We start from the raw sequence: 12118 nt of genomic DNA, 5'->3' as shown, positions 1-12118 counted from the left end.
GACCGTACGCACGAAGGGGCCCGGTGGCGTCAGCGCCACCGGGCCCTTCGTGCGTCCGTACGCGGCCCGCTCGGACCTAGCCGGCGAAGTCCCGCTGCACCGCCGGGCGGCGGCTCGCGATGACCTTGGCCGCGAGCGAGCGCGGGCTGGTCAGGAAGCCGAAGCCCCAGGACATGTGCATGGTGGCCATGGCCACCGGGATCTGCGCCCGCGCCTTGAGGGAGAGCCCCTTGCCGGCCGGGACCGAGCCCGCGGTGATCGCCGCGAGGTAGCCGGCCGGGACCACGAAGCCCCACGGGCTGACGGCCGCACCGACCACGACACCGGCGGCGATCGCGCACAGGGCGGTCGGCGAGGCGAGGTAGCGCAGGTTGATCGACCCCGAGTGGTAGCGGGCCACCACGTGCCGCCAGCGGCCGTAGTCCTTGTACTGCTTGGCGAGCGCCCGTACGGAGGGGCGCGGCCGGTACTGGACCTTCAGCTCGGGCGAGAACCAGATGAGCCCGCCGGCCTCGCGGATGCGGAAGTTCAGCTCCCAGTCCTGGGCGCGGATGAACTCCTCGTTGTAGCCGCCCGCCCGCTCCAGCGCCTCGCGGCGGAAGACACCCAGGTAGACGGTGTCGGCCGGACCGGCCTTGCCCCCGGTGTGGAAGGCCGCGTTGCCGACGCCGATCCTGGAGGTCATCGCGGCGGCGACGGCGTCCTCCCAGGCGTTCTCGCCCTCGGCGTGCATGATGCCGCCGACGTTCTGCGCACCGGTCTCCTCCAGGAGGCGGACCGCGGTGGCGATGTAGTTCGGCGAGAGCATGCCGTGGCCGTCGACGCGCACCACGATCGGGTGACGCGAGGCCTTGATGGCGGCGTTGAGGGCGGCCGGGGTGCGGCCGGAGGGGTTCGGAACGGTGACGACGCGGGGGTCCTCGCGTACGAGCTCGGCGGCGATCTCGTCGGTGCGGTCCTTGGACGGCCCCAGCGCGATCACCACCTCCATCTCACCGGCGTACTCCTGTCCGAGGATGTGGCGGACGGAGTCACGCAGATGGCGCTCCTCGTTGAGCACCGGCATGATCACCGAGACTGCGGGCTGCTGGGCGGGCATGTGGTCCTTCAAGGTCGGGTATCGGTGTCACGTTACCGCGTACGGGGGAAACGGGTGCGCGCCGCATGATCGGTAGGGACAGAGGCTGATCGTATGGGCCTACTGTTCTGACGATCTGCCCGATGTGTCCGGTCCGATGCGTCCGGCCCTGATGTGCCTGGTTCGTCCCTGTAGGTCCTGCTGCCCCCGCGGAGGTGTCCCCCGTGCCCCAGCCGCACCGTCCCACCCGACCCGCCCGGCCCCCGCGGCCGCAGCGCGCGCGGCGCGGCGGTGCTCCGGACCGGCGCCGGGGGAAGGACCGGCCCCGGTGGGGAGTACGGCTGGCGGCCGGGCTGGCCGTGGCGGTACTGGGCTCCGGGGCGATCGGGCACGCGGTGATGACCGGCCTGGACACCGGGATCGAGCGGGTTGACCCCTTCAAGGATATGAAGAACCGGCCGCAGGCCGGGCACGGGCTGAATTTCCTGCTGGTCGGCACCGACGGACGGGACAAGATCACCGCCGCGGACAAGCACGAGTACCGCCTCGGCGGCGCCCCCTGCCACTGCACCGACACCGTCATGCTGGTGCACCTCTCCGCCGACCGGGAGCGGGCCAGCGTGGTCAGCCTGCCCCGCGACAGCTATGCCGAGCTGCCCGAGCACCGGGACGAGTCCAGCGGGAAGCAGCACGGACCGCACCCCGTGAAGCTGAACGCGGCGTACGCGGAGGGCGGGCCGCAGCTGACCGTACGGACCGTCGAGAACATGACCAGGGTGAAGATCGACCACTATCTGGAGGTCGACTTCGCCAGCTTCATGAAGACGGTCGACGCGATGGGCGGCGTGGAGATCTGCACCGCCAAGGCCCTGCACGACCAGAACACCGGCCTGGACCTGCTGCCGGGCAGCCACCGGCTCAGCGGCGGACAGGCCCTGCAGTACGTGCGCTCGCGCCATGTGGACGGGGCCGCCGACCTCGGCCGGATGCAGCGCCAGCAGCGGTTCGTGGCCGCGCTGATCAAGCAGGCGACCGGCGGCGGGGTGCTGCTGAACCCGGTCAAGTTCAAGGAGGTCAGCTCCACCCTGCTCGGCTCGGTCCGGGCCGACCGGGGCTTCGGCTCGGAGCAGATGCTGGCCCTGGGCCAGGCCCTGCGCGATTTCACCCCGTCGTCCTCGGAGTTCGCCTCGGTCCCGATCGGGAATCCCTCGTACGCCGTCAAGGGCATCGGCTCGACGGTGAAGTGGGACGAGCCGAACGCCTCGAAGCTCTTCGAGGCGCTGCGCCTGGACCGGCCGCTGGCCGCCCCCGCCGCGCCGGGACGGCGGCCGGCGAGCCCGCCGCAGCGGCAGCCCGCGGTGCCGGTGGACGTGGCGCCGGGGCAGATCCGGGTGCAGGTGGAGAACGGCACCCGGATCGACGGGCTCGGCGGACGCGTGGACACGGCGCTGCGCGCCACCGGCTTCGACACCACCCGGTCCCCGGGCAACGGCGCGAGCCGCGACGTCAAGCGCACGGTGATCGCGTACGACCCGCGCTGGGACCGCTCGGCCCGTACGGTGTCGACCGCGCTGCCCGGCAGCGAGCTGCGGGCGGTGGCGGGGCAGGGACGGACCGTCCTGGTGATCGCCGGGGCGGACTACCGGAAGGTGGTGCCGGTCCGGCCCGAGGATCCGCACCAGGGCCAGTTCGGGGTGGTCACGGGGGACCAGGTGATCTGCGGCACGTAGCCGGACGGCGGGAGCGTCAGTCGTCGTCGAAGCCCTGGGCCGCGCGCTCCTCGCGCAGCGCCATGATCGCCCGGCGCCGGGCGAGCCGGTGCGTGCGGCGGATCTGGGCCTCCTGGTGGCGGCGGCGGTCCTGGTCGGTCTCGGGGAGCACCGGCGGGACCGTGCGCGGCTTGCCCTCGGCGTCCACGGCGGTGAAGACGAGGTAGGCGCTGCCGACCTGGGTGGCGGGGGTGGACTCGTTCCACCGCTCGGCCAGGACCCGTACGCCGATCTCCATGGAGGAGCGGCCGGTCCAGTTGACTTGTGCCTTCACGTGGACGAGGTCGCCCACGCGGACCGGGGCGAGGAAGGCCATCTCGTCCATGGACGCGGTGACGGCGGGGCCGCCGGAGTGGCGCCCGGCGACGGCGCCCGCGGCGTCGTCCACCAGCTTCATGATCACGCCGCCGTGCACCGTGCCGAGGAGGTTGGTGTCATTGGCCGTCATGATGTGGCTGAGGGTGGTCCGCGAGGCCGAGATCGGCTTGCCCTGGGGTTCGCCGGCCGTCACGCCCTGTATCTCTGTCATACGGCCACCTTAAAGCCGACGCGCAGGCATCAGGTGTGCAACAGCACCGGAACGAAGCGCCTCCCGGGCTGTCGGGCACCCCGTCCGGCCAGGCATCCTAGGCGGCATGAGTGAGTGGCCCGAGGGGCGCAACGACAACGGCGACGACCGGTACGGACGCGGCAGCGCACAGCCGCAGCCCGAGGGTGCCCGGCGGATGCCGCATGTCCAGCGCAGGCAGCAGCGGCCGGTGCCGCCGCAGCACCAACCGCAGGGACCGGCGCGGCCGCCGGCCCGGCCCGGGCAGCCGCCCGCGTACGGGGTGCCTCCGCAGCAGGCCCCGGGCCACGACACGTACGACGGCTTCGACAGCGGCTACAACACCGGCCAGGTCTACGGGCGGCCGCAGAGCACCCCGGCGGGTCCGGGCGGCCCGGGTGCGCCGAGCGGTCCCGGTGGCCCGGGGGGTCCCGGCGGACGGCCGGGGCGACCGGCGGGACCGGCCCCGGACTGGCGCAAGCGGATCAAGATCGGCTCCATCGTGCTCGTCACGGCGCTGCTCGCGACCACCATCGGCACCTACTTCTGGGCCGACTCCAAGGTGCGCCGAGAGGTCGACCTCTCCAAGGTCATCGAGCGCCCGAAGGAGGGCGACTGCACGACGTACCTGGTCGTGGGCTCCGACAGCCGCGAGGGCCTGTCCGACGAGGACAAGAAGAAGCTCCACACGGGCTCGGCCGAGGGCAAGCGCACCGACTCGATGATGATCCTCGCGGCGTGCTCCAGCGGCAACACGATGATCTCGCTGCCGCGCGACTCGGACGTGGAGATCCCGTCCTTCGTCGGCTCCGAGTCCGGGAAGAACTTCCCGGGCACGGGCAAGCACACCAAGCTCAACGCGGCCTACGCCGACGACGGCCCCGAACTGCTCGTGCGCACCGTGGAGCACAACACGGGCCTGCGCATCGACCACTACGCGGAGATCGGCTTCGCCGGGTTCGCGAACATCGTGGACGCGCTCGGCGGTGTCGACATGAACATCGAGAAGGGCTTCAAGGACGAGAAGTCGGGCGCCGACTTCAAGGCCGGCGAGCAGACCCTCAACGGCAGCCAGGCACTGGCCTTCGTCCGGACCCGGTACGCGTTCGCCGAGTCGGACCTGGCACGTACGAAGAACCAGCAGAAGTTCCTGTCGACGCTGGCCAACCAGGCGGCGACGCCGGGCACGATCCTCAACCCCTTCAAGCTGTACCCGGTGTTGGGCGCGGGCCTGGACACGCTGATCGTGGACAAGGACATGTCCCTGTGGGACCTGGCCGACATGTTCTTCGCGATGAAGGGCATCAGCGGCGGCGAGGGCGTGTCGATGAACATGCCGATCGCGGGCGAGCGCGGCGGGAACCTGCTGTGGGACAAGGCGAAGGTGCAGCAGCTCGTCAAGCAGATCCAGAACGACGAGAAGGTCACCGTCACGGCCCGCTAGGGCCTGTCCGGCGGATCATGGCCGGACACAGATGTGAAGATGCCGCCGGCCCCGAGGGGCCGGCGGCATCTTCACGTCCTGTCGGCGTTCTGCGGGCGTTCCGTCAGCGGTCGGAGGAGAAACGGACGGCCGCGGAGGGGAGTTCGGCCCCGCACCACACCCGCGCGCCCGCGCGCAGTTCGTTGTCCGAGCCGACGACGGACCCGTCTCCGAGCACCGCGCCGTCCAGCACGGTGCGCGGGCCCACGGTGGCGCCGACGCCGATCAGGCTGGCGCGTACCCGGGTGTCCGGGGCGATGACCGCGCCGTCGAGCACGATGGAGCCGTCGACCACGGCGCCCGCCCCGATCCGGGCTCCGGCGCCCACGACGGTGCCTCCGGACAGCTTCGCCCCGTCCGCGACCTCGGCGCCGGGGAGCACCAGGGACTCGCCGCGCGGGCCCGGCACGGCCGGGGAGGAGACGACTCCGCGTACGAGGTCGGCGGAGGCCTGGACGAAGGACTCGGGCTTGCCGAGGTCCAGCCAGTACGTGTTCTCGGTGACGCCGTGGAGCCGGGCCCCGGAGGCGAGCAGGCCGGGGAAGGTCTCGCGTTCGACGGAGACGGGGCGCCCGGCCGGAATGGAGTCGATCACGCTGCGGCGGAAGACGTAGCAGCCGGCGTTGATCTGGTCGGTGATGATCTCCTCGGGGGTCTGCGGCTTCTCGGTGAAGGCCAGCACCCGCCCCTCGGAGTCGGTGGGGACCAGGCCGAACGCGCGCGGGTCCTCGACCTGCACCAGGTGCAGGGAGACGTCCGCGGCGGCCGCCCGGTGGGAATCGACGAGCCCGGCGATGTCGAGGCCCGTCAGGATGTCGCCGTTGAAGACGAGGACGGACGAGTCCGGCCCGCCGGTCAGCCGCTGCGCGGCGTTGCGGATGGCCCCGCCGGTGCCCAGCGGCTCTTCCTCGACGACGTACTCGAGCGAGACGCCGAAGGCGGAGCCGTCGCCGAAGTACGGCTCGAAGACCTCGGCGAGGTAGCAGGTGGCCATCACGATGTGCGTGACACCGGCGGCGGCGGCCCTGGCTATCTGGTGGGCGAGGAACGGAACACCGGCCGCGCGCACCATCGGCTTGGGCGTGTTGACCGTGACGGGGCGCAGACGCGTCCCCTGCCCCCCGACCAGCAGGATGGCTTCCAAAATTGTTTCTCCCCACCCGGTTCGGGCCCTATGAGGGTCCCAAGTTAGCCCATCCGCGTAAGCACCCGCCCACGCCCGAAAGAGACGAGACCCACACCACTCGACTCCTTTCGGGCACCCGCTCTACGCGGCGGTGTGGGTGACGCGTTCGGTTTCGGTGCGGGCCGTCAGGGCTTGCGGGGCGAGGCGGTCCAGATTGCGGCACAGGACCACCGAGGCGTCCGCCGCCAGGGCGGCGAACAAGCCGGCCGAGAGGCCGTCCCAGGTGTCGTAGTCCAGGCCGGAGAGCAGGCGGGAGCCCGCGGTGAGGCCGCGCTTCGCCGCGTCCCCGCGGGCGCGCTCGACGAGCTGCGCGTGCGTGAACTCCTCACCGCCGACGATCAGTGCCGGACCGTCGGCTTCCACCGGGACGAAGGGGGCGAAGCGGTCCCCCTGGCCCGGGACCTCCACCGCGTAGTCCGCGAACCCGGCGGGCGGCTGCGGGAAGCGGCCGCCCAGCGGCCGCAGTGCGAGCGCCACGCGCTCGCCGTCGCACGCCAGGGCCTCCTCCAGCGTGTCCGGCCCGCTGACGACGAGATCGGCGTCGTCCGGGCGACCGCCCACCGAGGCCACGACCCCGACCGAGTCGCAGGCGAGCAGCCATACGGCGCTCTGCCAGTGCGCGGGGAGCAGCAGCGCGAGCCGGTCGCCGGGCTCGGCGCCCAGGTCGCCCTGGAGCAGATTGGCGGTCTTGGCCACCCAATTGGCGAAGGTGGCGACGGACAATTCGACCCGTTCGCCCGTGGCGTCGTCGTAGAACGTGATGAGCGGGCGGCCCGGATCGGCGGCGAGCGCGGATCGCAGCAGGTCGGCAGGGGTGCGGTCGGTGGCGTTCACCCGGCCCAGCCTACGCGGGCCCCTCGCCCGTACGGCGGGCATCGGCTCCTCCGTACGGGCGAGGGACGCGCCGACCCGATCGGACGGACCGTCAGTTCTCCGATGGCGCTCGGTGGTGACTGTGCCCAGCATCGCTTTCATGCGTGGATTCCTTGCTTCCTCGATCGGTGTCGCGACGGCCGCCGCCCTGGCCCTGCCGCTCGCGCTCTCCGCTCCGGCCCTGGCCGCGCCCTCGCTGGGCGCGGCCGCCGCCCCCGTGACCCCCGCCGGGTCCACCCAGTCGCTGCCGCTCGCCCCCCTGGGTCCCGCGGCCGACAGGTCGCCCGGCTTCCCCGGCATGAGCACCTCACCGCGGCTGCCCGAGACCCGGGGGCTGCCCCCGCGCGAGGTCAAGAGGTTCTCGCTGGTCGGCGTCGTCTGGGACGACGCGAACAGCCAGCTGTTCGGCCGGGTCCAGGTCCGCACCCGCGCGGTGGCGACCGGGAACTGGTCCGACTGGCAGGACATCGAGACCCACAACAGCGAACACGCCCCCGACCTCGGCACCCGGGAGAGCGGCTCCGGCCGGGTCCGCGGCAGCACCGCCCCGCTCTGGGTCGGCGACTCCGACGGCGTCGAGGTCCGCGTCCAGGCGGAACCCGGAGCCCCGGCCACCCGCGCGGGGGCCCGGCTCCCGTCGGGCATGCGGATCGAGCTCGTCGATCCGGGTGCGGCGGACCCTGTGACGGTGGTCGACGCCAAGAACGGCGCGGCGGGCACCGCCGACGAGCCCGCGGGCGACGACAAGGGCGACGTCGTGGCCCTGCCGGGCATGACCATGGAGACGGCGGAGTCCTCCTCCGCCAACGTCCCGCTGGCCGCGCTCGGCGCGAAGGAGATCACCGCCCTCGACAAGGCCGACTCCACCGCCGACGCCGTCATGGCCGGCGACGGCACCCTCAGCGCGGCCGCCCGCCCGTACATCGGCCCGCGACCGAGGATCGTGACGCGGCTGGGCTGGGGCGCGGACGAGTCCCTGCGCGAGTCGGGCTTCCTGTACACGGGCACGGTCAAGGCGGCCTTCGTCCACCACAGCGCCTCCGGCAACAACTACGCCTGCAAGGACGCCCCGGCGGTGCTGCGCAGCCTGTACCGCTACCACGTGGTCAGCAGCGGCTGGCGCGACCTCGGCTACAACTTCGCCGTCGACAAGTGCGGCACGGTGTACGAGGGCCGGGCGGGCGGCGTCGCCAAGGCGGTGCTCGGCGCGCACACCATGGGGTTCAACACGGACAGCATGGGCGTCGCCGTGCTCGGCACGTACACGAGCACCACACCGCCGGCGGCCGCCGTCAAGGCGGTGGCGCAGCTCACGGCATGGAAGCTGGGGCTGTTCAACCGGGACCCGCGGGCGAAGACCACCCTGAAGTCGGGCGGCGGCAACCTCTTCAAGAAGGGCACGAACGTCAAGCTCAACGTGATCTCGGGCCACCGCGACGGCTTCGCCACGGAATGCCCGGGCAAGCTCCTCTACGCGCAGCTCCCGCCCACCCGCACCTCCTCGGCGAAGCTCCAGGGCCGCTCCTAGGCCGTGTCGTCAAAGTCCCGCCCGAGAGGGCGGGCCCGCCCTCTCGGGCGGCCGACGCCACTTTGACGACTCTGCCCGGGGGGTGTCCGCGAAGTCCCGCCTGCCCCGTGACGCCCGGCACGCGCTCTCGGCGCACCGGGCGCCGCGGGACCGCCCTCCGGGCGCACGGCGCTACTTCGCGGACACCCCCCGGGCAGGGTCCGCGGGGCTACGCTCAAGGCATGGCCGGCCGCTTCGACCCCCTCACCCGCGCCGCCGTCCGCGGCGGCCGCACCACCGTGCCCGCGCCCGCCGGGGCAGGCGCGGTCACCGCCGCAACCGCCGCCACCGCGGGCGCCCGGTCCCGGGAGTGGGCCCCCGGCCGGGGGGTCGATCTCGGGCTCACACTCGGGCCCCTGCGGCGCGGCCCCGGCGACCCCACCTTCCGCACCACCCCCGACGGCTCCGTCTGGAAGACCAGCCGGACGCCCGAGGGCCCGGCCACCCTCCGCGTCGCCCTCGGCCCCCGCACCGGCACCGCCCACGCCGAAGCCTGGGGCTCCGGCGCCGAGTGGATGCTCGACGCCCTCCCGGCCCTGCTCGGCGACGGCGACGACCCCGCCGCCTTCGTCCCCCGCCACCGCCTCGTGCACGCCAGCCACCGCCGCCGCCCGGGGCTGCGCCTCACCCGTACCGGACTGGTCCTGGAGTCCCTGATCCCGACCGTCCTGGAGCAGAAGGTCACCAGCGACGAGGCGTACCGGGCCTGGCGCCGGCTGGTGTGCCGGTACGGGGAGCCGGCGCCCGGCCCCCGGGGCGGCGTCCCGCAGGGCCTGTACGTCATGCCCGACGCCCGGACCTGGGCGCTGATCCCGTCCTGGGACTGGCACAAGGCCGGCGTCGACGCCAAGCGCTCCGCCGCGATCGTCCGCTGCGCCCGCGTGGCGAACCGGCTGGAGGAGGCCGCCGCGATGGAGCTCCCGCAGGCGGCCGCCCGGCTGGAGGCGGTCCCCGGCATCGGCCCGTGGACCTCCGCCGAGACCCTCCAGCGCAGCAACGGCGCAGCCGACGCCGTCACCACCGGCGATCTGCACCTGCCCGGCATCATCGGCTTCGCCCTCGCCGGGAACCGGGACGCCGACGACGCCGAGATGCTGGAGCTGCTCGCCCCGTACGCCGGCCAGCGCCACCGCGCGGCCCGCCTCGTCCTCCTGGCGGGCCGCGTACCGCCCCGCCGCACTCCGAAGATGCCCAGGACGGACATCGGAAAGCTCTAGGGGGTGTCTTGGGACGCGCTCAGCGGACCTCGATGAACGCCTCCGCCGACCGCGCCGGCCGTTCCGCCGGAGCCGACGCGGCATGGCCCACCGCCACCGCCCCCATCGGATCCCAGCCCTCCGGCAGCCCGAGCACCTTGCGCACCACGTCCCGGCAGAACATCGTCGAGGACACCCACGCCGAGCCCAGCCGCTCCCCGGCCAGCGCGACCAGGAAGTTCTGCACGCCCGCGCCCATCGCGACCACGAACATCTCCCGCTCCGCCGCATCGCGCCGGGCGTGCCCGTAGTCGTGCGCCCCGTCCGTCACCATGCACGGCACCACCAGGTACGGGGCATTGCGCAGCACATCACCGCGCCGGACCCGCTTGGCGACGGACTCCTCGGACTTGCCGTCGCGCCGCAGGTCCTCGACCCAGGCGTCGCGCATCGCGTCCAGCAGCTCCAGCCGGGCCTGCGCCGACTCCAGCAGGACGAACCGCCACGGCGTCGTGTGGTGCGGAGCCGGGGCCGTCACGGCCGCCGCCACCGCGCGGCGGACCGCGCCCGGGTCCACCGGCTCGTCCGTGAAGGCCCGTACGGTACGCCGCTGCGTCACGGCCTCCCGTACCGCCTCCGAGGTGCCCAGCCGGAACATGTCGTCGGCCGGCGCGCGCACCAGGTCGGCCGCCGCCGAACCCTCGCCGAGCAGGTGGCCGAGGCCCCGTACGACGGCCACGGGCAGCCCGCTCGCCTTGCCCTTGACCAGGTCCCCGGCCGCCGCCAGTTCGTCCGCCGTGGCCACTATCGTCGCGCTCAGCGGATTGCCCCGGTCGTCCGTGCCGCCGCGCAGGTCGTCCAGGACCCGCACCCCGGCCGCGCCGATCGCCACGTCCGTGAGCCCGGAGCGCCAGGGCCGCCCGAAGGTGTCGGTCACGATGACGCCGACGTCGACGCCGAGCAGCTCGCGCAGACCGGCGCGGATCACGGTGGCCGAGGCGTCGGGGTCCTCGGGCAGCAGCAGTACGGTGCCCGGCTCGGTGTTCGAGGCGTCGACGCCGGCCGCCGCCATGACGAGCCCCTGCCGGTTCTCGACGATCCGCAGCGCGCCCCGGCGCGCGACGACCCGGACGGTCTCGGCGTCGATGGCGTCCTCGCGGGAATCGGCGCGGACGATCCGGCCCTCCGCCTTGGAGACGATCTTCGAGGTGACCAGCAGGACGTCCCCGTCCCGCAGTCCGGGGCCGGCCGCCGCGATCAGCCGGGCGAGGTCGTCGCCGGGGCGGACCTCCGGGATCCCGGCGACGGCGCGCACCTCGTACGAGGGCGGGGAGGGCGGGGAGGGCACGGACGGCACGCTCACCGGGAGGCCTCCGCCAGCGCCAGCGCGGCCCGGGCCATCTCGGCGGTGGCGGCCAGGTCGGTCATCATCAGCGGCACCGCGCGGCAGGCGATCCCGGCGGCCTCCACCTCGGCGACCGCGTCCGCGTCGGAGGTGTCCACGAGCCAGCCGTCGAGCAGTTCGGCGCCGTAGTGCCGGGCGACGGCCGCCGCGGTGGACTCGACGCCTACGGCGGCGAGCACCTTGTCGGCCATCCCGCGCACGGGCGCGCCCCCGACGATGGGGGAGAGGCCGACGACGGGCGCCCCGGCGGCGGCCACGGCCTCGCGGATGCCGGGCACGGCGAGGATGGTGCCGACCGAGACGACCGGGTTGGACGGCGGGAAGACGATCAGGTCGGCGGCGGCGATGGCCTCCAGCACGCCGGGCGCGGGCTTGGCCTGCTCGGCGCCGACGGGTACGACGGCCTCCGCGTCGGGCGAGGCGCGCAGCCGGACCCAGTACTCCTGGAAGTGGACGACGCGGCGCTCGCCGGTCTCGGGGTCGGTGATCGCGACGTGCGTCTCGACGCGGTCGTCGGACATGGGCAGGAGCCGGACCCCGGGCTGCCAGCGGTCGCAGAGCGCCTCGGTGACGGCGCTCAGCGGGTAGCCCGCGCCGAGCATCTGCGTGCGGACGATGTGGGTGGCGAAGTCGCGGTCGCCGAGGCCGAACCAGTCCGGTCCGACCCCGTACGCCGCGAGCTCCTCCTTGACGGTGAAGGACTCCTCGGTGCGGCCCCAGCCCTGGTCCTCGTTGATGCCACCGCCGAGGGTGTACATCACCGTGTCCAGATCGGGGCACACCTTCAGCCCGAACAGGTGAATGTCGTCACCGGTGTTCCCGATGACCGTGATGTCCGCGTCGGGGACGGCGGCCTGGAGGCCGCGCAGGAAACGGGCGCCGCCGATGCCGCCGGCCAGAACAACAATGCGCATGCGGACAGTCTGTCAGTCAGCCGCGGGCCGTCGTAGATCTGTCTCTTATACAAAACTGACGCGGCCGACGACCTCAAGAGTGAGGAGCTCGGGGGGCTCG

10 protein-coding genes are annotated in these 12118 nt (G+C 73.4%); 4 read left to right on the top strand and 6 right to left on the bottom strand.

The window, feature by feature from the left end:
* Positions 1 to 76: 76 nt before the first annotated feature.
* Positions 77 to 1099: a glycosyltransferase family 2 protein gene (locus ACFXGI_RS29050; RefSeq protein WP_384712753.1), complete on the bottom strand. Its 1023-nt coding sequence runs from the start codon at positions 1097 to 1099 to the stop codon at positions 77 to 79.
* Positions 1100 to 1302: 203 nt separating this feature from the next.
* Here ACFXGI_RS29050 and ACFXGI_RS29045 point away from each other — a divergent pair, with 203 nt between their 5' ends.
* Complete coding sequence (locus tag ACFXGI_RS29045) at positions 1303 to 2808, top strand: LCP family protein (RefSeq protein ID WP_384712750.1); 1506 nt, start codon at positions 1303 to 1305, stop codon at positions 2806 to 2808.
* Positions 2809 to 2824: 16 nt separating this feature from the next.
* On the opposite strand, the gene ACFXGI_RS29040 is transcribed toward ACFXGI_RS29045, so the two are convergent.
* On the bottom strand, positions 2825 to 3376 hold the full coding sequence (locus ACFXGI_RS29040; RefSeq protein ID WP_384712747.1) for an acyl-CoA thioesterase: 552 nt from the start codon (positions 3374 to 3376) through the stop codon (positions 2825 to 2827).
* Between the two features lie 106 nt (positions 3377 to 3482).
* Between ACFXGI_RS29040 and ACFXGI_RS29035 the strand changes: the two genes are divergently transcribed.
* Positions 3483 to 4838 carry an LCP family protein gene (locus ACFXGI_RS29035; RefSeq protein ID WP_384712744.1) on the top strand — a complete coding sequence of 452 codons (1356 nt, stop codon included), beginning with the start codon at positions 3483 to 3485 and terminating at the stop codon, positions 4836 to 4838.
* Positions 4839 to 4941: 103 nt separating this feature from the next.
* Here the strand turns inward: ACFXGI_RS29035 and ACFXGI_RS29030 are convergent, their stop codons facing one another.
* A complete protein-coding gene (locus tag ACFXGI_RS29030) occupies positions 4942 to 6024 on the bottom strand; it encodes a sugar phosphate nucleotidyltransferase (protein ID WP_384712887.1) in 1083 nt (360 codons plus the stop codon).
* Positions 6025 to 6144: 120 nt separating this feature from the next.
* The gene (locus ACFXGI_RS29025) at positions 6145 to 6897 is read right to left on the bottom strand and encodes a TIGR03089 family protein (protein WP_384712741.1); all 753 of its coding nucleotides are present in this window, start codon (positions 6895 to 6897) and stop codon (positions 6145 to 6147) included.
* 139 nt (positions 6898 to 7036) lie between these two features.
* Between ACFXGI_RS29025 and ACFXGI_RS29020 the strand changes: the two genes are divergently transcribed.
* A complete protein-coding gene (locus ACFXGI_RS29020; protein WP_384712738.1) occupies positions 7037 to 8464 on the top strand; it encodes a peptidoglycan recognition protein in 1428 nt (475 codons plus the stop codon).
* 221 nt (positions 8465 to 8685) lie between these two features.
* Positions 8686 to 9720 carry a DNA-3-methyladenine glycosylase family protein gene (locus ACFXGI_RS29015; protein WP_384712735.1) on the top strand — a complete coding sequence of 345 codons (1035 nt, stop codon included), beginning with the start codon at positions 8686 to 8688 and terminating at the stop codon, positions 9718 to 9720.
* A 19-nt stretch (positions 9721 to 9739) separates the two neighbouring features.
* On the opposite strand, the gene ACFXGI_RS29010 is transcribed toward ACFXGI_RS29015, so the two are convergent.
* Together ACFXGI_RS29010 and cofD are read right to left on the bottom strand one after the other, a co-directional pair.
* Positions 9740 to 11056 (bottom strand): coenzyme F420-0:L-glutamate ligase, encoded by a 1317-nt coding sequence (locus tag ACFXGI_RS29010; RefSeq protein WP_384712884.1) that lies wholly within the window; start codon positions 11054 to 11056, stop codon positions 9740 to 9742.
* A gap of 2 nt (positions 11057 to 11058) precedes the next feature.
* Positions 11059 to 12018 carry a 2-phospho-L-lactate transferase gene (gene cofD, locus ACFXGI_RS29005; protein WP_229339207.1) on the bottom strand — a complete coding sequence of 320 codons (960 nt, stop codon included), beginning with the start codon at positions 12016 to 12018 and terminating at the stop codon, positions 11059 to 11061.
* Between the last annotated feature and the right edge of the window lie 100 nt (positions 12019 to 12118).

The organism is Streptomyces sp. NPDC059355 (assembly GCF_042752335.1).
GTDB lineage: Bacteria > Actinomycetota > Actinomycetes > Streptomycetales > Streptomycetaceae > Streptomyces.
This window is presented reverse-complemented; position numbering and strand designations above follow the sequence as displayed.

Bases quoted from the DNA above. Each gene is read 5' to 3' on its own strand.
- ACFXGI_RS29050 (WP_384712753.1), bottom strand. From the start codon at position 1,099: ATGCCCGCCCAGCAGCCCGCAGTCTCGGTGATCATGCCGGTGCTCAAC.
- ACFXGI_RS29040 (WP_384712747.1), bottom strand. From the start codon at position 3,376: ATGACAGAGATACAGGGCGTGACGGCCGGCGAACCCCAGGGCAAGCCG.
- ACFXGI_RS29035 (WP_384712744.1), top strand. From the start codon at position 3,483: ATGAGTGAGTGGCCCGAGGGGCGCAACGACAACGGCGACGACCGGTAC.
- ACFXGI_RS29020 (WP_384712738.1), top strand. From the start codon at position 7,037: ATGCGTGGATTCCTTGCTTCCTCGATCGGTGTCGCGACGGCCGCCGCC.
- ACFXGI_RS29015 (WP_384712735.1), top strand. From the start codon at position 8,686: ATGGCCGGCCGCTTCGACCCCCTCACCCGCGCCGCCGTCCGCGGCGGC.
- cofD (WP_229339207.1), bottom strand. From the start codon at position 12,018: ATGCGCATTGTTGTTCTGGCCGGCGGCATCGGCGGCGCCCGTTTCCTG.